Here is a 20,731-nt window from a genome sequence, read left to right as displayed (position 1 = left end):
TCGGCATGCTGCCGGACCCGAATTCCCGGGAGACATTTGCCAATAGCTGCAATTGGTCTAGAAGCGCTGCATATTTTGCCCTTCAACAGGAAATGGACCCCATGGATCTGAAAAACAAAGTCATCGTCATCACCGGCGGTGCGAGCGGTATCGGCGCGGCACTGGCCCGGCGCTTTGCCGCTGAACAGCCAAAGCATATTGTCTGTGCGGACCGAGACATCGCCGGTGCGCAATCCGTGGCAGCCGAGGTCGGCGGCACGGCGGTGGAGACCGATGTGGCGAAAGAGGCGGATATTGCGGCCCTGATTGACGGGGTCGAAGCGGATATCGGCCCGATCGACCTGTTCGTGTCCAATGCGGGTATCATCATGGACGGCGGCGTCGGCACTTCCGATGAGGACTGGCAGCGGATCTGGGATATCAATGTCCAGGCGCATATCCGGGCCGCCCGGCTGCTCGTTCCGCGGATGCTGGCGCGGGGCGGGGGCTATATTCTCAGCACGGCGTCCGCCGCCGGACTGCTGGCGCAGATCGGTTCCGCTCCCTATTCGGTCACCAAGCATGCCGCGGTCAGTTTTGCCGAATGGCTCGCCATTACCCATGGCCGCGAAGGTCTGAAGGTGTCCGTCCTCTGTCCCCAGGGCGTCGACACGCCGCTGATTGCCGATCTCGATACGTCAACCGTGGACAAGGATGGCCTGTTATCGGCCGAAGCTGTGGCCGAGACCACACTGGAAGCGATATCGGAGGAGCGCTTTCTGATATTGCCGCATCCGGAAGTCGCCGACTATCTCCGCCAGAAAGGCGCCGATCCCGAAAGGTGGATTGGCGGGATGCAGCGCTGGCAGGCGCGCCTCAATGGAGAGGATGTCTGAACGGCCGCCATGGCCAATGAGCTCCTATCACTTGTGGCCTGACAAAAACGCGCATTGGGCCGTTCGCCTCCAGCCGCTAGCTTCCCTCGCTCACAAGGAGGAGGATGTATCATGTCACTGGTATCGGTAGTGGGTTCGACAGGCAGGCAAGGACTGGCCCAAATCAGACAGCTGGCCGCGTCCGGTCGCAAGGTGCGCGCCCTGTCCCGCAGCGAAACACCGGATCTCGGCGGCAGCAATGCGGCAGACGAAGCCCGGGTTTTTGATCTTTATGACGAAGCGACCTGGGTTCCCGCTTTTGAAGGATCGGATGCCGTTTTCTACACCCATCCCCTGCAGGCGCGCGAGGATCGCGCAACCCTGACCGGGCGCGTGGCCGCTGCCGCCAAGGAAGCCGGTGTCGAGCGCTTTGTCTGGAACACCTCCAGCTGGATCCCCAACCGGCCAGGCGAACCCTTCACCTATGGCAACAACACCACGGCGATAAACAGCATTTTCCGGTCGGGCATTCCCGCAACGATTTTCGGATCGGTGCTGTTCATGGACAATCTGCTGACCAACTGGGCGCGGCCGTTCATTGTACATGAGAACCGCTATGTCTATGCGCATAAGCCGCATTTGCAGGCGAACTGGATCAGTCTCGATGATGTCGGCAAGTGCATGACGGCGGCGCTGGACCGGCCGGACATGGAAGGCACCTGGATGAATATCGGTGGTCCCGAGCGGCTCAAGCCGACAGATGTCACCGCCATCCTGTCCCGCGTGTTCGGGCGCGAGATCAAATATGATCCCTGCACGCCCGAAGAATTCGGGGACCTGCTGGTCGAAGCCCTGGGGGATTCGATGCCGGCGGAAGCGCGCAAGGATTTTTCGGCCGGCATCGCCGCCTTCTACCACTATAACAATGATTCCCCGACCCGGCCGTTCGAGGTCAATTTTGAATATCAGCAGGAATGCCTGCCCGAAGTCGAGTTCGAGACCATGGAAGAATGGGCCGCCCGGCAGGACTGGTCGGATGAGGCCCATCGCCCCTCTGCCGGTTAGGCCGGGCGCTTGAGCAGGCTCACCGGCAAGATCGCCCTGGTGACGGGGGGCGCATCCCGTCCGGGCATCGGCGCGGCCATAGGCGAGCGTTTGGCGGAAGAAGGCGCGACCGTCATTCTGAGCGACATCGATTTCGATGGCGCCGCAGAAACCGCGTCTCTCATCCGGTCAGAAGGTGGCACGGCAGAAGCGGTCCGGCATGACGTGTCATCCGAACAGGACTGGAGCGATGTCATGGCGGCGCTGCTGTCAAAACATGGCCGCCTTGATATCCTGGTCAACAATGCCGGCATCCTCGACGTTGCCGGTATCACCAGTGACACGGCGCTGGACGGATTGCGCCGGCAGGTTGACGTCAACCTTGTCGGGAGCTTCATCGGTACGCAGCAGGCGGTGAAAGCGATGCGCCAGGGCGGCGGCGGGTCGATCATCAACCTGTCATCTGTCGCCGGTCTGGTCGGCTTCCGGGGCAGTGCGGCCTATACCGCCAGCAAGGGCGCGGTAAAAATGTTCAGCAAATCTGTGGCGCTCGAAACAGCGGCAGACAATATCCGGGTCAATACGGTCCACCCCGGCATTATCCGCACAAACATGCAAAGCGCTGGCGCCGAAGATAATGCCGACAATTATGAAGCGATTGCCGCGGCCATCCCGATCGGCCGGATCGGCGAGCCCCGCGACATAGCCAATTGCGTACTTTTTCTTGCTTCGGATGAGTCTGCCTATGTGACTGGTGCGGAGTTTGTTGTCGACGGCGGGTATACCGCGCAATAAATTTTGGGAACACTTGAACCTTTTTGCTCCTCGCTGCGACTATAGTAGCAAAGGAACAGGAGGTCTGTGTGCGTTACAGCGATACCGAACGCATATTCGATGAATTGCTGCTGACCCGCATTCAGGCCGGGGATCGCCGGGCCGGCGAACGGCTGGCGGCCCGCTGGCAACCGCGTTTGATGCGCACGGCCTACCGTCTGTTGCGGGATGAAGACCAGGCCCGGATCGCGGTTCAGGAAGCCTGGACCGGCATTTGCAAGGGCTGGCGCGGGTTGCGTGGACCGAACCGGTTTCCGGCCTGGGCCTATACGATCTTGCACCGGCGCTGTGCCGACCGGGTCCGGGCGGCCCAGCGCCAGCGGAAGATGTTTTCCGAAGCGGATGCGAGCGTGGAAGAGGCGATCGGTCCGCGCGCGGAAGATAAGGTGACGATCGACCAGGCCTTTGACAGGTTGAGCCCGGATCACCGGATCGCGGCCATTCTCTATTTCAGCGAAGGGCTGACCGCGCGGGAAATTGCTGCCGTAACCGCTGTGCCCCTGGGCACCGCCAAAACCCGAATTTTTCATGCCCGCAAGCAATTGCAGGCGGAGCTTGATGATAACCCCGTCCCGGAAGGAGTGATGACATGACCAAATTTGACAATGATCTCGGCGCAGCCCTGGCTGCCGAGGACCGCGAATTTCTTGAGGATCTGGAAAATGGCCGCGGGCTTTTTGACCAGCTCGGCGCGACCCTGCAGGGCCCGATGCGCTTCTGGTCCTACCTCATAACCGTGGTGACCTTTCTCTGGTTCTGCGTCGCCATATACGCCGGCTGGCGGGCGCTGGAAGCGGTGGAACTGCGCGAGACCGTGCTGTGGGCGGCGGGATTTCTGCTGTCGTTCCAGGCTGTCGGCCTCATGAAGATGTGGATGTTTGACCGCATGAACCTGCTGTCCCTGCTGGCGGAAATGAAACGTATCGAGCTCCGGGTGGCACAGCTGTCCGAGCGGCAGGGCTGATCCGGGTCAGGCGATCAGGCGTTCGAGGAACCAGTAGGTGGATATCGTTCCGATGCCATAGGCTGCGACCAGTTTCGCCGGTCGCAGCCATTCGCCGGACAATCGCCGGATCAGTGCGAGCACCAGCAAGCCGCCGGCCACGATGAGCAGCTGGCCGATTTCCACGCCGAGGTTGAAGGTGAAAAGCGCCAGCGGCACATCGTCCTGCGGCAATCCGATCTCGGCCAGCGCCCCGGCAAAACCGAATCCGTGCAGCAGGCCAAACAGAAAGGCGACGATCCAGGGAAAGCGTTCCGACAGCCGGCTTTCACCGGGCTGTGCCTTGACGATTTCCACCGCCAGAAAGACGATCGACAGCGCGATGACAATTTCTACCGGCTGTTGCGGCAGGGACAGATAGCCCAGCGTCGTTCCGACCAGTGTCAGACTGTGGGCTATGGTGAAGGCCGTGACGGTCTGGACCACTAGCCATCCGCCCTTGAGCAACAGCACCAGGGCAAGAACGAACAGCAGGTGATCGAAGCCCTCCAGAATATGTTCGATGCCCAGCACCGTATAGGCCGCTGCGACATTGCCGATCCGTGTTTCACCGTCCGCCGAAGGGATGACGACGCTGGGGGCGTCAGGTGTGAGGCGCAGTGTCTGCAATGACCCGTCCGATGACGAAATCCGCACCAGGGCATCGGTATTGGACAATTCCAGCCCGCTCAGCCCGATCGTCTGCCCCTCAATCGAACCGGAACATGCAAGATCCCGGAAGGTGAGGATATTGTCGGCGGCAAACTGTCTGTCCGGTTCGCCATTGGCTCGGCAGTTTTCCGGGATAATGACCGCACCAGTCTGGCCAAGTCGGGAGCGGGCAGAGGCTTTCCAGGTCAGTCGCCAATTGTCACCGCTGACCTGATTCAGTTCGATATAGGCGGGCCGGAGTTCATCGGCCTGACTCATGACCGACCAGTTCAGCCCGGACACAATTATGACCAGCCAGACAATCCAGCGCATCAGTCTTGCCCGGCAATCCGGATGTCATATTGTCCGCGCAATTTCTGATATTCCCCTTCTTCCGCCTTTTGCGTTTCGGCCGCCCGCCAGTCATTGCGCACCTGCTGGCGCACATCATCGAGCACAGGGATGGTGCCGGCTTTGCGGTTCGCAATTTTGACCAGATGCAGACCGAAGCCTGAGAGAACCGGGCCTTCCCAGCTTCCCACCGGCAATTCGCCGAGTGCTCTGGCAAAACCTTCTCCGAACAGGCGTGCGACGGTTTCTGTTTCTGTTGCCTGCAGGCTCTCCGGCAATGATATCGCCTTGCCGGCGTTTTCCTTCTGTCCGGCGTTCAGCCGGTCCCGCAATTGCGCAATGCGATTCTCGTCCATCTCGCCGGCCTGGCCGAGATAGACCTGCTCCAGATCAAACTGGCCTGTACCCCCATATTTTTCCGGGTTCTCCTCCAGCCATTGCTGCAGGACCGCATCTGCCGGTTCGAGATCTGCCTCGGCATTGCGCAGAAAACGCATCTTGGTGAAAAGCCGCCGCCGGATTACCGGATCGTTTCGGTCGAGGCCAAGCCGCAGGGCTTCGCGATAATAGATTTCCTCGCGAATTTCCTGATCGATCAGACCGTCCAATTCGGTCGCCGTGGGTTCCCGGCGAAAATTGCGAATCCAGCCTGCGCGCAACCTGTCAATGTCCGTTGCGTCCACAGCAATGGCATAGTCCGCCGGATCACGGTCACTGCCTGTCGCCCAGAAAAAACCGAAGACCAGCAGTGCGCCGCCAAGAAAGTGGACCAGCGGTTCTTTCAGCAGCTTTTTCAGCCGCGGTGTTTCTGCCATTTTTATGCCTTGGGGGTATACCAGATCGGCGAGGTGTAGGCGCGCTCCTGCTGGATCTTGATCACCTCGTCCGGCAGGGTCAGGTTGAATTTCAGCGCATCATATACCGGCCATGTGGGTGTCGGAATTTCCAGCACCCGGACATAATAGAAGGCATGCTGATCGGCCTCGAAATCCGGATCCTGCCACCAGGTTGCCAGCTCCGGTGCTCCCGTCGCATTGTCCCAGGTGCCTTTGGTCAGGTCGACCGTGTTGGGCACGGCTCCGATCTTGCCATCTGCATCGGCCTTGCGGTTGTCGGCGTCACTCCAGCTGACATTGTAGATTTTTTCCTGCGAGTTGCCATCCGCATCGATCCAGCCTTTGACAACCTGAACGCGGTCAAGACTTGCGCTTTCAGGGTCCATCAATGCGCTGATCAGGAAGCTGGGTGCAGTGCCGTCTCCGCCGGTGAGATCGCCGCCCATTGGCACGCCCTTTTCATATCCGGCCTTGACCAGATCAGCCATGTCGTCCGCGGTAAATCCGAAGCCGCCGAAGAATCGCACGGTCATCCGCGGGCCCGTCGTGGCATAGACTTCGCGGCGCATGAAGGCATCGAAAATGGCCTCGCGCGTGTTGCTGGTTGCCCAGGCAGCGGCATAGCCGCTGGACAGATAGTGCCAACCGAACCGGCCTTCGCGAGTCCCGAGATTTTGCGGTTGCAGCGCGCGGTCCCTGGCATTGGCTTCATTGGCGCTGTGCTTGCCGAAGAAATTGTCCTCGTCCGCGGTCGCCAGTGACGTGTGGCTGTCGGTGGAGCCGATCACCCCGAATTTGAACGGGTTTGCACCGATCCTGTGCACCAGTTCCAGCCCGCGTTTCAGCGCCTCGCGAGTATAGCTTCCGGCATAGCTTTCCGGGGCCATTTTGCGCGTGCAGCTGAGATTGCATTGGTCCCAGCCCGCGTCACCAAAGCCGGCAAATTCGTCATTGGGAGACAGGAAGGGATGGGCTTCGCTGTCGCCCTTGATCTGAGTGACTTCGACCACCGGCTCGCGCAAGGCCCGTGTTTTGGCATAGGCCGCATCAATCGGGCTGCCGTCATATTTCTGCATTTCGAACATGCGCCCGTTGGACACATTGCTGTTGTGCGGAATCGCCAGCATCTGACCGCCGGTATCTTTCTCATAGGCCGCCATATGCTCCCACAGATTCTCCGGATTTCCGGCAAATCCCTGCGACGAATAGGGCAGGACGGTGGTTGCCTTGTCGGCCCCATCCCGGAACATCACCACGCGGTGGAGATTGTCGCCCTGCGGCATCGGCGTATATTCATAGCCCATGAAGGCCGTAAACTTGCCGGGTTCATTATATTCATCGACCGTTTCGCCATGCGCGTTCCACAATTCGGTTGTGCGTTCGGCCTGTTCTTCGGGATCAGTAAGCTCTTCGGGAAGTGTGCCTTTGGCTGCACCGTCAATCAGCTCCGCTGTGACCTGCAGGGCGCCTTCTTCGCTTTCGTTGAGCATGTCATGCCAGCGCAGCAGGAACTCGTTGCCGAGCAGCGCGATCCGCGGTGCTTCGGCAATCGCCTTGGTCGCACCCATGGCGTCGCTATGATCGGCAATGACGAGAAAATCGAGCGGGCGGGAGAGTTTCGCTTTTTCACCCTTGGTCGCCGTGACTTCTTCGCCGCGGGCAAAACGCAGCGCTTGTTCGGCGTTCAGCCGGTTGCCAAAGCCATAGGCGTCGACGCTGTTATCGGTGTGCAAATGGGTGTCGCCCCAATATACCTGCTCCGGATATTCCGTGTTGGTGACTTCCACTTCGGCATCGTCCGAACCGGTCAGTCCGCCGCAACCCGAAAGTGCCAACGCGGTGGCACCGCTCGCCAGTAACAGAATCTTGCGCATGTTTTCTCCCTCTCCTTGGTGCTGAAACTATCCTTTAGCTGACATCAATGCAAGTTGGCGCTCTTGGCGAAGCATGCCGTAGCGTCACCTCAAAAACCGTTGCCAGAGCGGGCGGTTGGCAAGAATGGCTTGCGCCGCATTATGGCCGGGAGCACCAGTGACTCCGCCGCCCGGATGGGTTCCCGATCCGCACATCCACAGCCCCTCTATCGGGCCGCGATAATTACCTGAGCCGACAACCGGCCGCGCCGCCCATAACTGGTCGAGGGACATGCGGCCATGGAATATGTCGCCGCCGACCAGTCCGAACCTCCGTTCCAGATCGAGCGGGGACAGCGCCATCTGGCCCAGAATCAGCTTGCGAAATCCCGGTGCGTGATCCTCGACGACGTCCAGTATGGCTTGTACTGCGGCATCCCGCTCGGTGTCCCAGCTGCGCTCACCCGGAAGATTCGGGGCGAATTGCTGGCAGAACAGGCTGGCGACATGTTTGCCGGGCGGGGCGAGATTGTCATCGACCAGACTGGGGATGAGCATTTCGACCACCGGCTTTCGCGACCAGCCAAAATCCTTCGCATCCCGCCAGGCCTGATCCATATAGTCGAGGGATGGCGCCATGATGATGCCGGATTTCAGATGGTCCCCTTCACCGGGCAAATCCGAAAATCCGGGCAGGCCGTCCAGCGCCAGGTTCATCCGGAAACTGCCGGACCCGCACTTGTAGCCGGCCATCATTTGGCGAAAGTCATCCGGCAGATCGTCCGGTGCGCAGAGCCGATCATAAAGCAGCTTCGGACCGACATTGGCGATGACGAGGTCCGCCTGCATCTGCTCGCCGTCCGCCAGCTGTACGCCCGCAGCCTTGCGCTCATGGACCAGCACCTGCTCCACAGGGCTTTCGGTGCGGATGTCCACTCCGGCTTCATCGCACGCATCTGCCATCAGCTCGGTGATCCGCCCCATGCCGCCATCGACATGACCCCACTGCCCCTGCTCCCCGTTGACCTCACCGAAGACGTGGTGGAGCAGAACATAGGCGCTGCCCGGCATATCCGGGCTGGCAAAATTGCCGACGATCGCATCAAAACCGAAGGCTGCCTTGATCGGCGCGCTCTCAAACCATAGGTCGAGCAATTCCCGCGCGCTGAGGGTGAACAGCTGGACGATCTGGTGCTGCTGCAGCGCGGACAGTTTCAGAAATTGCCGGCCCTGGCGGATGACCTGCAGAAGAGTGGCCGCGCCGCTGCCCGCGCCCGGCGGGATTTTGTGCGCCATGTCCCGTAGCAAACCCGCTGCGACTTCCAGCATGGCATAATATTCGGGCAATCGGGCGGCATCCTTTTCGGAGAACCGCGAAACCTCCGCCTGGGTAGCGGCCAGCCCTCCGCCGAGTTTCAGAAAATGACCACCGCCGAGTGGCAGAAAATTGCTCAGCGGGCGCAGCGAGACCCGATATCCGCGCTTTGCCAGTTTCATGTCGGCGATGATTTTCGGCTGGAGCAGGGACACGGTATAGCTGGCGGTAGAGTTGCGAAATCCGGGATGGAATTCCTCGGTGACCGCCGCCCCGCCAACGACATGGCGCGCTTCGAGCACCCGCACTTTCATGCCGGCACGCGCCAGATAGAAGGCGCAGACCAGACCATTATGCCCGCCGCCAATGATCAGCGCGTCGATTTTCTGGTCCATGTCAGGCAAAGGCTTCAGGCGGATGCATCAAAATAGGGCCGGTCGCCGGCAATCGTTGCGCGCTCCATGACCCGGCGCTGCGGAAAATAGTCCGAAGCGGCAAAATGCTGGGATGCGCGATTGTCCCAAAACGCCACTGCACCCTCCGCCCAGCGGAAGCGGCACTGGATTTCCGGATCGGACGCCGTGGCATATAGCCGGGCAAGCAGTGCATCACTCTCGGCGCGGTCCATGCCGACAATATGGCTGGTAAAGGCATTGTTGACATAGATGGCGCGCAAGCCGGTTTCGGGATGCGTGCGGATGACCGGATGTTCCTGCGGCGGATATTTGTCGTGGAGATCTTCCGGCGACTTGCCCAGCCGCTTGGCAAAGACGCGCGCGATATCGTGAACCGCTGTCAGGCCGGTAACGCGCTCGCGCAGGTCTTTCGGCAATTTCTCATAGGCCAGATTCATGTTCGCAAACAGCGTGTCGCCCCCGACCGGAGGGATTTCCACGGCGCTCAGCACCGACCCGAGCGACGGTTCCGGCCGCCAGGTGACATCACTGTGCCACATGTTTTCCTTGCCCCTGCTGTCCGGGCCATGGGCGATGCGGAGCACTTCCGGGAACGGCTGGTCCCTGGGCGTGGCGGGGTGGATTTCCAGTTCGCCGAACCGTCGGGCAAAAGCCAGAAGCTGCTCCTGCGACAGATGCTGATCCCGAAAAAAGATCACCTTGTGGGTCAGCAAGGCCTGACGCACTGCAGAGATTACCGTTTCGTCCAGCGGGTCTGCCAGCGATATGCCGGAAATTTCTGCCCCGATACCGGGTGTCATCTGCCGGATTTCCAGTCCGCATTCTGCCTGTGGCGCGGATGTTGCCGTTGCCATGCTTTTCTCCTCTCGACTGGCCAAGGCTAGCATGACTCGACGTCCCTCTGCCATCGGGATTTTGGGCCGGCCATTGCAGATCCCCAAAAAGAGCATTTGCGGGAAGACCTGCGATGGCTAGAAAAGGGTGAAGCCGTCAAAGGAGAGAATCAGATGGGCGATCGCATCACACCGGGCCCGGGGGCCACGGACAACACTCATTGCTCGCTGGCCGATTATGATCGTCTCTATGCGCAGAGCCTTTCCGATCCGGACGCATTCTGGCGAGACCAGTCGCGGCGCATTGAATGGGAAGTCGCGCCGTCGGCCATTGCCAACTGGTCCTATGATCCGGTGGACATCCGGTGGTTTGAAGACGGGGTTCTGAACATCTGCCACAATGCCGTGGACCGGCATGTTGCCAGCGGCAGAGGCGACGATGTGGCCCTGATATTTGAGCCGGACGATCCGGATGAGGAAGGACGCAAGCTCAGCTATGCGGAGTTGCTTGCAGAAGTGATCCGAATGGCGAACAGCCTGAAGGCCATGGGCGTGAAAAAGGGGGACCGGGTAACCATTTACATGCCGATGATCCCGGAAGGGGCGATTGCCATGCTCGCCTGCGCGCGAATCGGGACAATACATTCCGTTGTGTTTGGCGGCTTTTCTCCGGATGCGCTGGCCGGGCGGATCTCGGACTGCGAGAGCCGGTTCGTGATCTGTGCGGATGCGGGCAGGAGGGGAGGCAAGCCGGTTCCGCTCAAGGCTAATGTCGATGCCGCCCTGTCGAAGGACGGCGTCGAGGTCGATGCTGTTCTTGTTGTGAATCACACGGGCGCGAACATTGCGATGACGACCGGTCGCGACCACTGGTATCACGAAATCAGCGCGGATGTTCCGGCAGAATGCCTGTGCGAGCCGATGAAGGCAGAAGATCCGCTGTTCATTCTCTACACGTCCGGATCCACCGGCAAGCCGAAGGGCGTGCTGCACACGACCGGCGGTTATGCGGTCTGGACGGCCACGACATTCCACTATGTGTTCGACTATAAACCGGGTGAAATCTTCTGGTGCTCGGCCGATATCGGCTGGGTGACCGGGCACAGCTATATCGTCTATGGTCCGCTGATCAACGGGGCGAGTCAGGTGATTTTCGAAGGTGTGCCCAACTATCCCGACCATGGCCGCTTCTGGCAGGTCATCGCCAAACATAGGGTCAATGTTTTCTACACGGCACCGACCGCGATCCGGGCGCTGATGCGCGAGGGGGAAGACCCCGTGAAGAAGCATGATCGCAGTTCGCTGCGCCTGCTCGGAACTGTCGGCGAGCCGATCAATCCGGAAGCTTGGCGCTGGTATCATGAAGTGGTCGGGGACGGCGCTTCGCCGATTGTCGATACCTGGTGGCAGACCGAGACCGGAGGGATCATGATCACGACATTGCCGGGTGCCCATGACATGAAACCGGGCAGTGCGGGCAAGCCGTTCTTCGGCATCCGCCCGCAACTGGTCGACAATGACGGTGGCGTTCTGGAGGGTGCGACCGACGGCAATTTGTGCATCACCCATAGCTGGCCGGGTCAGGCGCGCAGTGTCTACGGAGACCACGAACGCTTCATCCAGACCTATTTTTCCACCTACAAGGGCAAATATTTTACCGGCGACGGCTGTCGGCGAGATGCTGATGACTATTACTGGATCACAGGCCGGGTCGATGACGTGATCAACGTCTCGGGCCACCGGATGGGCACAGCGGAAGTGGAAAGTGCACTTGTCGCCCATCCGAAAGTCGCCGAAGCAGCGGTGGTCGGATATCCGCACGATATCAAGGGGCAGGGGATCTATTGCTATGTGACCCTCAATGCCGGCGAGCAGGACAGTGCCGAACTGGTGGCTGAGCTGCGCGGGCATGTCCGCACGGAAATCGGACCCATTGCCACGCCAGATCATCTCCACCTCACCCCGGCACTTCCCAAGACACGCTCGGGCAAAATCATGCGCCGCATCTTGCGCAAGATAGCGGAGAATGACTATGCCAGCCTTGGTGATACATCTACTCTCGCAGATCCCGGTGTCGTGGACAGCCTGATCAGCGGGCGACTCAACCGGTAGTTTTGCAATTTTGATACAAGGGTTCTCAATCATGAAAAAAGCCGCATTTCTGGCCTCGACGATATTTCTGGCTGCCTGTTCTCCGGGCTATGGCGGCGTGGACAGCGCCAGCGCGCAATCCGCAGCAGCGACGGCCCCGGATGTTGATCCGGACGCAGCGCTCAACACCTTTTTTGAGGACTATGATCGCGAAGAACTGGCGAACTCGCCGCTGTCGAAATCCTTTCGCGGAATCCGGGATGCCGATTATGGCAAGCTGGATGACCCTTCCGAGGCGGCGGCGATAGCCGACTATGAGCGCGGACAGGCCGCGCTGACCGAAATGGAACGGCGGTTTGACAAGGACTCGCTGTCACCGGCAGGCCAACTCAGCTATCGGCTGTTCCAGGCCCGGGCCGAACGGTCGCGTGCGGCTTTTCCCTTCCGGCGCAACGGCTATATTTTCGACCAGATGCGCGGGGCGCAGAGCCAGATTCCGGCGTTCATGATCAACATCCATCAGGTCACGAACAAGGAGGATGCCGAAGCCTATGTCAGTCGCCTGTCCGCGGTCGGACCGTTTATCGAAACGCTGGTTGCACAGGCAGCCGAGCGGGCAAATGACGGGATCATGGTGCCGGACTGGGTCTTTCCCTATGTCATCAGTGACGCCCGAAACGTAATCAGCGGCGGCCCGTTCGAAGAGGGAGAACCGTCTCCGCTGTTCGCTGACCTCCAGAAGAAGGTCAACGCACTCGATCTGCCGGCTGCCGAAAAGCGGGACCTGATTGCCCGTGGCGAGGAAGCGCTGCTGGGCAGTCTGGCCCCCGCCTATCGCAAGCTTATCGCGGAAATGGAACGACAGCAGGCGACGGCCGGTGACGGCGATGGCGTCTGGCGCTTCAAGGACGGGGCTGCCTATTATGCGGAACGGCTGAAAAATTACACCACCACCGACCTGACCGCAGACCAGATTCATCAGATCGGCCTCGACAATGTCGCCCGCATCCACGGCGAGATGCGCAAGATCATGCAACAGGTCGGCTTTGAGGGCAGCTTGCAGGAATTTTTTGTCCATCTGCGGACCGGCGATCAGTATTTCCACACCAGTCGCGAGGACTATCTGGCCGAGGCCAATGCGAAACTGGCGGAAATGGAGAAAAAACTGCCGGAATTTTTCAACACCCTGCCCAAGGCGCCCTTTGTCATCAAACCGGTGGAAGCGTTTCGCGAGAAATCGGCAGGCAAGGCCTTTTATCAGCGGCCGGCTCCCGACGGATCCCGTCCCGGCACCTATTATGTCAATCTGTACGACCTGAAGAGCATGTCCAAAACCGAGCTCGAGGCGCTGGCCTATCATGAGGCGTTGCCCGGGCATCACCTGCAACTGGCCATTCAGACCGAACTGGGCGAATTGCCCGCATTCCGGAAATTCGGCGGAATCACTGCCTATTCGGAGGGCTGGGGGCTCTATACCGAGGAGCTGGGCAAGGACATGGGATTCTATACTGATCCCTATTCGGACTTCGGGCGACTGGGCATGGAGCTGTGGCGCGCGTGCCGCCTGGTGGTTGATACCGGGATTCACGACAAGCGCTGGAGCCGGGAAAAGGCGATTGCGTACCTGACCGAGAATACCCCCAATCCGGACGGGGATATCCGCAAGGCGATCGAGCGTTATATCGTGTTCCCCGGGCAGGCGACGGCCTACATGATCGGCAAACTGAAGATTCTGGAGTTGCGGGAACGCGCGCAGACTCGGCTTGGCGACAAATTCACCATGGGAGATTTCCATGACGTGATTCTCAGAAGCGGGCCGGTTCCGCTCAACATCATGGAAGAGCGCATCGACAGCTGGATCGCCGGAGCGCGCTGACGGGAGAGATAGGCCCAAAATGGGTCTATCTCACGGGCAAAGCGGGAAAAACGTCGTTTTTGTCCAATGAGAAACGGACCATTCTGGTGCATGCCTTGGGTGCGACCCAAAGGGCTTTGGTCTCGGTTTTTCCGGGACAAAGAGTTCTTTTCCTTATTGGCCTGACCGGTTTTCTGGTCAGGCCAGTTTTTTTTCCTATATTTTTCAGCTATAAGCGCGCAACCATCGGTCATCTGATATGTTACATGTCAGGTAAAAAGGGGTTCGCATTGGTCAGTCTGAAATATTTTGTGCCTGCGGAAGATGTCCGCGATCTGGTTTCGGTCTACTATCTGTTCGATGTCGACCAGCCGAAATTTGCCGACAATGAGCGGGCCGCGATCGCACAGTTGCGGTTTCTGCTTGAAGGCACTGCAGATCTGAGCTTCGCCAATGGGGAGACCTCCTATGGGGCGAAGGACAGCATGCTGGTGGGCCCCTCAACCGGTGCGATGCATTTTGATGTCAAAGGCCCGTTTCGGATGTTCGGAGTCGGCTTGCTGCCAACGGGCTGGGCGGCGCTGACCAAGAAATCTGCGGCGGATTTTACCGACAAGGCGGTACCGGCCAACAAGATATTCACCGACGAGATCGACAAGAGCCTGGAGCTGCTGCGCAATTGCCAGAGTGCCGAGGAAATGACCGCCTGGGCCGACCGGATATTCCGGGACCTGCGGCACCGGGTGAAGCCCGAAGTCGAGGCCTTCACCCGAATGGTCGACGAATGGCTGTCTTCCGAGCCGTCCCCGCCGGTCAGTGCGCTGATGGCGCGCTCCGAGCAGAGTTCGCGTCAGGTTCTCAGGATGGTCAACAAGCTTTACGGCATGCCGCCCAAATATCTCGCGCGCAAATACCGGGCGCTGCGCGCGGCCCGCGCCTATGCCGAGCATAATGAGGAAGAACTGCTCGAACTGGTCGATGCCTTTTACGACCAGTCGCACATGATACGCGAAGTGAAATTCTTTGCCGGCACCACGCCGACCAAATTGCGTGTCGCTGAAGGCGAGACAGCGCGCCTGATTGATCAGCGCAGCGATCTCAAGGGCAAAATCGCTCCACTGACTTCCGACACATAGAATTGGCCGGTCCGGCTGGACCAACTGGACGCCTGTTTTTCCCATTGATCCGCGCTTTTGACGCCAATGGCTGTTGCAATGCCGGATAAATGAGACTAAATAAGTCTTATTTAGAGAATCACCCCGGTTTCGAGAAAGAATATGCGGCTTTCCAGCCTTGCCGACTATGCAGTTGTCCTGATGTCCGCCGCCGCGCGACATTGCGGCGCTGCGCTTCTCGCCGAAGGCAAACTCAACGCCACAAAGCTGTCGGCCGAGACCGGCGTGCCTCTGCCCACCGCCAAAAAGCTGGTCAGTCGCCTCACGGCTGCCGGCCTGATCGAATCAACCCGCGGTGTCGGCGGCGGCATCCGTCTTGCCCGGCCCCCGGCCTCGATCAGCCTCGCGGATATTGTCGAGGCCGTCGAAGGTCCGCTGGCCATTACCAGTTGCGTGATTGACGGCAATCATGACTGCAAGCTCGAAGACGGCTGTACGGTCAAGCCCCATTGGGGTGTCGTCAACCGGACGATTCGCGAAGCGCTGGATAATGTCAGTCTGGCGAGCCTGTCGGAACTGCCCGGCGCAGCATCACATAAAATAATGGAACACTCATGAGCGACAATCTCAAACTCCAGGACCGCGACGAAGAGCGGGCCGAAATGAATGCCGAAGCCCAGGCGGCCGTCGACAGTGCCAGCAATTACGAGTTTGGCTGGTCGTCCGACATCGAGCAGGATTTCGCGCCCAAAGGCCTGAACGAGGGCACGGTGCGTTTCATTTCCGACAAGAAGGGCGAGCCGGAATGGATGCTCGAATGGCGGCTGAAGGCGTTCCGGATGTGGCAGGACATGGAATCGCCGGACTGGGCGAAGCTCGACATCCCGATGATTGATTATCAGGATGCCTATTATTACGCCGAGCCGAAGAAGAAGCCCGAGCTGGAATCGCTCGACGAGCTCGATCCGGTGATTCGCGAAACATATGAAAAGCTGGGCATCCCGATTGCCGAACAGGAAGTGCTCGCCGGGGTCAAGGGCGCACGCAAGGTCGCCGTCGATGCGGTGTTTGATAGCGTATCTGTGGCGACAACCTTCCGTGAGGAGCTGGAAAGCGCGGGTGTGATCTTCATGTCAATTTCGGAAGCGATCAAGGAGCATCCGGAACTGGTGAAGAAATATCTCGGCAAGGTCGTGCCGATGCGCGACAATTATTTCGCGACGCTCAATTGCGCGGTCTTTTCCGACGGCACCTTTGTCTACATCCCCAAGGGCGTGCGCTGTCCGATGGAGCTCAGCACCTATTTCCGGATCAATGCCGAGAATACGGGACAGTTTGAACGGACCCTGATCGTCGCCGATGAAGGCAGCTATGTCTCCTATCTCGAAGGCTGCACCGCGCCGCAGCGCGACGAGAACCAGCTCCATGCCGCGGTGGTCGAACTGGTCGCGATGGATGATGCGGAGATCAAGTACAGCACGGTCCAGAACTGGTATCCGGGTGACGAGGAAGGCAAGGGCGGAATCTATAATTTCGTGACCAAGCGCGGATTATGTCAGGGGAAGAACAGCAAGATCAGCTGGACCCAGGTCGAGACCGGTTCTGCGATCACCTGGAAATATCCGAGCTGTGTGCTCAACGGCGAGAACAGCGTCGGCGAATTCTATTCGGTCGCGCTGACCAACAATTATCAGCAGGCCGATACCGGCACCAAGATGATCCACAATGGCAGGAACACACGTTCGACGATCATCTCCAAGGGCATCAGCGCTGGCAAGTCGGACAACAGCTATCGCGGTCTGGTCCGGGTCGGGGCGAATGCGGAAAATGTCCGCAACTTCACGCAATGTGACAGCCTGCTGCTCGGCGACCAGTGTGGTGCGCACACCGTGCCCTATATCGAGGTCAAAAACCCGACCGCGACGATCGAGCATGAGGCGACGACCTCGAAGATTTCCGACGACCAGATGTTCTACGCTCAACAGCGCGGGCTGGACGAGGAAGAAGCGGTGAGCCTGATCGTCAATGGCTTTGCCAAGGAAGTGCTTAAGGAACTGCCGATGGAATTCGCGGTCGAAGCGCAGAAGCTGCTGGCGATCAGTCTGGAAGGAAGTGTCGGATGATCACCACGCTGTCCTCCAACCGTCATTCCCGCGAATGCGGGAACCCACTTCCCGGCCCCGCCACCCCGGATCCCCGCCTGCGCGGGGATGACAAAGTTGGTGACCTTCTTCGCGCCTTCGCGCCTTCGCGTGAGAAATTTCTGTCTTTCGGTCTCACGCGAAGCCGCGAAGACACGGAGACCAATTCCCGCGCAGGAGTCGAAATATGATTTTTCCCCGTTGGTACAAGATCATGTTTCCATTCTGGGCAATACTGGCGCCCTCCTTCTGGTGGTTCGCGACAACCTTTAACGGAGAGTCGTTCTTTTCCCTGCCCCAACTCGCTTCCGCATCAGAAGGTGCGGGCTGGCAGCTCAGTTTGGCGCTGCAAATGATCATTATTGCGGTACTTCTTGCACCGCTAAGCCTGCTTCCGCTCGTTCTCATAAATCAGCGAAAGCTGAAAAAACTGAATCATGAAAAGGCAAACAATGCTGAAAATTGAAAACCTCCACGCCACTGTTGGCGACACCGAAATCCTCAAGGGCCTCTCGCTCGAGATCCAGGCGGGTGAAATCCATGCGATCATGGGCCCCAATGGCGCGGGCAAGTCGACGCTGGCCTATGCGCTCGGCGGGCGGCCTGGTTATGAAGTGACCGCGGGTTCGGTCAGCTTCAACGGCACCGATCTGCTCGACATGGACCCGCATGAGCGCGCGGCGGCGGGAATGTTTCTCGGCTTTCAATATCCGGTCGAAATTCCCGGTGTCAGCAATCTGCAATTCCTGCGCGAAAGCCTCAACAGCCAGCGGGGGGAGCGCGGCGAAGAGGCGCTGTCCGGTGGCGAATTCATCAAGCTCGCCAAGGAAAAGGCGGCGCTGCTCAAGATGGACATGGACATGCTCAAGCGGGCGGTAAATGTCGGCTTTTCCGGTGGCGAAAAGAAGCGCAACGAGATGGTCCAGATGGGCATTCTCGACCCCACACTGGCGATCCTTGACGAGACCGACAGTGGCCTTGACATCGATGCGCTGCGCACGGTCGGAAGCGGCATTAACGCGATCATGCGTCAACCTGACAAGGCGGTGCTGCTGATCACCCATTATCAGCGCCTGCTCGACGAAGTGCAGCCGGATTATGTCCATGTGCTGGCGGGTGGCCGGATCGTCAAAACCGGCGGACCGGAACTGGCGCAGCAGCTCGAAAATGAGGGCTATGAAGCCATAGCGGAGGCCGCATGATCCTGAGCGCGCTCCTATTGGCCGCAGCACCAGCCGCCGAGCCGCCAATGACGGTGGACGAGGAAATTGTCGTGATCGGCAAGCGGCTCGAGGGCATTTCCGTCCTTGTCGGGCGGACACCCGAAGGCAAGCTGACCTGTTCGGTCGACCGGACTTCGGGCAGCACCCGGCTGGACAAGCGCCTGTGCAAGACCGCCGCGAAATGCGTGCGGGACAATAGCGACAATCCCGTGGACGCGGTGATCAAGTCGTGCATTGACCAGAAGAAGCCGAAGCTGCTCGCTCAGCTGCGCAAGGAAATGCGGAAGGAACGCCGATGACTCTGGCCCAGCCTCTCCCCACGCAAAAAGACGAAGCCTGGCGCTATGCCGACCTGAAGGCGGTCGAGACGATCTGGCAGGCCGTGGATGCGCCAGAACCGATCATTGTTGATGCCGGACAGTCGGCGCAGCAGCTGCTGGTTCTGGAATCAGGCGACGCGCGCATGCGTCAGCTCCATGTCGTGCTCGAAGAAGGCGCACGGATGGATCTGGCCTGCCTGGCATTCGCACCTGCCTATGGCCGGATAGAGATTGACATTGATGTGGCCAGCGGCGCCCATTTCGAAATGGGTGGCGCGATTGTCGGGTCCGGCGAACAGACGCTCGAGATTGTCACCCGGGTCAATCATCACGCACCCGATGCAACCAGTCACCAGACCGTGCGCAGCGTCCTCGCAGAAAAGGCGACCGGCAGTTTCCTTGGCAAGATCACCATCGCGCGTGACGCCCAGCGGATCGACGCCGAGCAGTCGGTCAAGTCGATGCTGCTCGACCGCGGCGCGACGGCCAATGCCAAGCCGGAACTCGAAATCTATGCCGATGACGTGAAATGCGCCCATGGCGCGACCGTCGGCGAACTCGACAAGCAGGCCCTGTTCTACATGGCCTCGCGCGGCCTCGATCCGCAGGCGGCCAAGCGGCTGATGCTGCATGCGTTCGTGGCAGAGGCCTTTGTCGATGTGGCAGCCGATACCGATGGCGTGGAAGAACAGGCACTGGCCGCACTGGAGGCGTTGTTGTGAGTGAAGGTTTGAATGTTTCTCCCCTCCCGCTTGCGGGAGGGGCGGGGGGAGGGCCTGAGACCGGCACGGGCAATCCCTCCCCTAACCCCTCCCGCAGGCGGGAGGGGGACTACCGCGCCGACTTCCCCGGTCTTGGCGATAGCTGGCACTATCTCGATACCGCAGCGACGGCGCAGAAGCCGCAGGTGGTGCTCGATGCGATCGCCCGGGCCTATGGGCCCGACTATGCAACTGTCCATCGCGGTGTCTATGAGCGCAGTGCGAACATGACCCTCGCCTATGAAGCCTCGCGGCGGCGGGTGGCCGGATTGCTCAATGCGGCCAGCGAGAACGAAATCGTCCTGACCAGCGGCGCGACGGACAGCATCAATCTGGTCGCCGAAAGCTGGGGCAATGCCAATCTGGGCGCGGGCGACCGGATCATGCTGAGCCAGCTGGAGCATCACAGCAATATCGTTCCCTGGCAATTGCTCGCGGAACGCGTAGGCGCACAGATCGATGTCGCACCGCTGACTGCAGACGGCCAGATCGATCTCGACTGGATTGAGGAAAATATCACCGAACAGCACAAGCTGGTCGCACTCGCTCATGTTTCCAATGTGCTCGGTTCGCTCCTCGATGCGAAACGGGCCGCGACAATTGCCCATGACGTGGGCGCGAAGCTGCTTCTTGACGGCTGCCAGGCAGCCCCGCGCGTGCCGGTCGATGTCCAGGATCTCGGATGTGATTTCTACGTCTTCTCCGGGCACAAGATTTACGGCCCGACAGGGATCGGGGCGCTCTGGGCGCCTTATGAAACCCTCGATGCGATGCCGCCCTGGAAAGGTGGCGGGTCGATGATCGACCGGGTGAGTTTTGACGGCACTACCTTCGCGCCGCCGCCCGGCAAGTTTGAAGCGGGCACCCCGCATATTGCCGGAGCGGTCGGACTGGATGCCGCAATCCAATATGTCGAGGCGATCGGGCTCGACACGATTTCCGCCCATGAAAATGCGACCCTGGCGCAGGCCCGGGAAGCACTGTCGGGTATCAACAGCGTGCGCGTCTTTGGTCCGGACCAGAGCATGGGTATTTTGAGTTTTGCGGTCGGCGATGTCCATCCGCATGATGTCGCGACCATTCTCGACGAGGGAGGCGTGGCGATCCGCGCCGGACATCATTGCGCCCAGCCACTGATGGACTATCTCGGTGTTCCGGCGACGGCACGCGCGAGTTTTGGGATTTACAGCGATGAACGCGATGTCGCGGCTCTGGTCGACGGGATCGAGCGCGTCAGGAAGATTTTCGGGTAAGGA

20 protein-coding genes are annotated in these 20,731 nt (G+C 59.8%); 15 read left to right on the top strand and 5 right to left on the bottom strand.

Annotated elements, in window-relative coordinates; all coding sequences use genetic code 11:
* Positions 1–101: 101 nt before the first annotated feature.
* The 5 genes from BUQ90_RS02740 to BUQ90_RS02720 all read left to right on the top strand — a co-directional run bounded on the left by BUQ90_RS02740 (position 102) and on the right by BUQ90_RS02720 (position 3,696).
* Positions 102–875, top strand: coding sequence for an SDR family oxidoreductase (locus BUQ90_RS02740; protein ID WP_074203605.1), 774 nt, complete (start codon positions 102–104; stop codon positions 873–875).
* Positions 876–986: 111 nt separating this feature from the next.
* A complete protein-coding gene (locus BUQ90_RS02735; protein ID WP_074203604.1) occupies positions 987–1,919 on the top strand; it encodes an SDR family oxidoreductase in 933 nt (310 codons plus the stop codon).
* A 9-nt stretch (positions 1,920–1,928) separates the two neighbouring features.
* Positions 1,929–2,693 carry an SDR family NAD(P)-dependent oxidoreductase gene (locus BUQ90_RS02730; protein ID WP_074203603.1) on the top strand — a complete coding sequence of 255 codons (765 nt, stop codon included), beginning with the start codon at positions 1,929–1,931 and terminating at the stop codon, positions 2,691–2,693.
* A gap of 68 nt (positions 2,694–2,761) precedes the next feature.
* The gene (locus tag BUQ90_RS02725; protein WP_074203602.1) at positions 2,762–3,325 is read left to right on the top strand and encodes an RNA polymerase sigma factor; all 564 of its coding nucleotides are present in this window, start codon (positions 2,762–2,764) and stop codon (positions 3,323–3,325) included.
* The gene (locus tag BUQ90_RS02720) at positions 3,322–3,696 is read left to right on the top strand and encodes a DUF6768 family protein (protein ID WP_074203601.1); all 375 of its coding nucleotides are present in this window, start codon (positions 3,322–3,324) and stop codon (positions 3,694–3,696) included. The genes BUQ90_RS02725 and BUQ90_RS02720 overlap by 4 nt, the downstream gene beginning before the upstream one ends.
* 6 nt (positions 3,697–3,702) lie before the next feature.
* On the opposite strand, the gene BUQ90_RS02715 is transcribed toward BUQ90_RS02720, so the two are convergent.
* The 5 genes from BUQ90_RS02715 to BUQ90_RS02695 form a co-directional block, all read right to left on the bottom strand.
* On the bottom strand, positions 3,703–4,698 hold the full coding sequence (locus BUQ90_RS02715; RefSeq protein WP_074203600.1) for a HupE/UreJ family protein: 996 nt from the start codon (positions 4,696–4,698) through the stop codon (positions 3,703–3,705).
* A complete protein-coding gene (locus BUQ90_RS02710) occupies positions 4,698–5,531 on the bottom strand; it encodes a peptidyl-prolyl cis-trans isomerase (RefSeq protein ID WP_074203599.1) in 834 nt (277 codons plus the stop codon). Before BUQ90_RS02710 ends, BUQ90_RS02715 begins: the two co-directional genes overlap by 1 nt.
* A 2-nt stretch (positions 5,532–5,533) precedes the next feature.
* Positions 5,534–7,426, bottom strand: coding sequence for a DUF3604 domain-containing protein (locus BUQ90_RS02705; RefSeq protein ID WP_074203598.1), 1,893 nt, complete (start codon positions 7,424–7,426; stop codon positions 5,534–5,536).
* A gap of 84 nt (positions 7,427–7,510) precedes the next feature.
* Positions 7,511–9,115, bottom strand: a complete 1,605-nt coding sequence (locus BUQ90_RS02700) for a phytoene desaturase family protein (protein ID WP_074203597.1) — start codon at positions 9,113–9,115, stop codon at positions 7,511–7,513.
* Positions 9,116–9,129: 14 nt separating this feature from the next.
* A complete protein-coding gene (locus BUQ90_RS02695) occupies positions 9,130–9,990 on the bottom strand; it encodes a TauD/TfdA dioxygenase family protein (protein WP_074203596.1) in 861 nt (286 codons plus the stop codon).
* A 153-nt stretch (positions 9,991–10,143) separates the two neighbouring features.
* Here BUQ90_RS02695 and acs point away from each other — a divergent pair, with 153 nt between their 5' ends.
* The 10 genes from acs to BUQ90_RS02640 all read left to right on the top strand — a co-directional run bounded on the left by acs (position 10,144) and on the right by BUQ90_RS02640 (position 20,728).
* Positions 10,144–12,081 carry an acetate--CoA ligase gene (gene acs, locus BUQ90_RS02690; RefSeq protein WP_074203595.1) on the top strand — a complete coding sequence of 646 codons (1,938 nt, stop codon included), beginning with the start codon at positions 10,144–10,146 and terminating at the stop codon, positions 12,079–12,081.
* A 31-nt stretch (positions 12,082–12,112) separates the two neighbouring features.
* A complete protein-coding gene (locus tag BUQ90_RS02685) occupies positions 12,113–13,936 on the top strand; it encodes a DUF885 domain-containing protein (RefSeq protein ID WP_074203594.1) in 1,824 nt (607 codons plus the stop codon).
* A 245-nt stretch (positions 13,937–14,181) separates the two neighbouring features.
* Positions 14,182–15,051: a DUF6597 domain-containing transcriptional factor gene (locus tag BUQ90_RS02680; RefSeq protein ID WP_074204828.1), complete on the top strand. Its 870-nt coding sequence runs from the start codon at positions 14,182–14,184 to the stop codon at positions 15,049–15,051.
* A 141-nt stretch (positions 15,052–15,192) separates the two neighbouring features.
* Positions 15,193–15,648, top strand: a complete 456-nt coding sequence (locus BUQ90_RS02675; RefSeq protein WP_074203593.1) for an SUF system Fe-S cluster assembly regulator — start codon at positions 15,193–15,195, stop codon at positions 15,646–15,648.
* Positions 15,649–15,692: 44 nt separating this feature from the next.
* The gene (gene sufB / locus BUQ90_RS02670; RefSeq protein ID WP_074204827.1) at positions 15,693–17,153 is read left to right on the top strand and encodes a Fe-S cluster assembly protein SufB; all 1,461 of its coding nucleotides are present in this window, start codon (positions 15,693–15,695) and stop codon (positions 17,151–17,153) included.
* A gap of 205 nt (positions 17,154–17,358) precedes the next feature.
* On the top strand, positions 17,359–17,637 hold the full coding sequence (locus BUQ90_RS02660; protein WP_074203591.1) for a hypothetical protein: 279 nt from the start codon (positions 17,359–17,361) through the stop codon (positions 17,635–17,637).
* A complete protein-coding gene (sufC, locus tag BUQ90_RS02655; protein ID WP_074203590.1) occupies positions 17,624–18,373 on the top strand; it encodes a Fe-S cluster assembly ATPase SufC in 750 nt (249 codons plus the stop codon). Before BUQ90_RS02660 ends, sufC begins: the two co-directional genes overlap by 14 nt.
* Positions 18,370–18,693 carry a hypothetical protein gene (locus BUQ90_RS02650; RefSeq protein ID WP_074203589.1) on the top strand — a complete coding sequence of 108 codons (324 nt, stop codon included), beginning with the start codon at positions 18,370–18,372 and terminating at the stop codon, positions 18,691–18,693. Before sufC ends, BUQ90_RS02650 begins: the two co-directional genes overlap by 4 nt.
* On the top strand, positions 18,690–19,436 hold the full coding sequence (locus tag BUQ90_RS02645) for a SufD family Fe-S cluster assembly protein (RefSeq protein WP_074203588.1): 747 nt from the start codon (positions 18,690–18,692) through the stop codon (positions 19,434–19,436). The genes BUQ90_RS02650 and BUQ90_RS02645 overlap by 4 nt, the downstream gene beginning before the upstream one ends.
* Positions 19,433–20,728, top strand: coding sequence for an aminotransferase class V-fold PLP-dependent enzyme (locus BUQ90_RS02640; RefSeq protein WP_239447338.1), 1,296 nt, complete (start codon positions 19,433–19,435; stop codon positions 20,726–20,728). Before BUQ90_RS02645 ends, BUQ90_RS02640 begins: the two co-directional genes overlap by 4 nt.
* Positions 20,729–20,731 lie beyond the last annotated feature (3 nt).

It is taken from the genome of Parasphingorhabdus marina DSM 22363, assembly GCF_900128895.1.
In the GTDB taxonomy this organism is placed as follows: domain Bacteria; phylum Pseudomonadota; class Alphaproteobacteria; order Sphingomonadales; family Sphingomonadaceae; genus Parasphingorhabdus; species Parasphingorhabdus marina.
The sequence above is the reverse complement of the archived record's forward strand: the minus strand, read 5'-3'. Positions and strand labels throughout refer to the sequence as shown.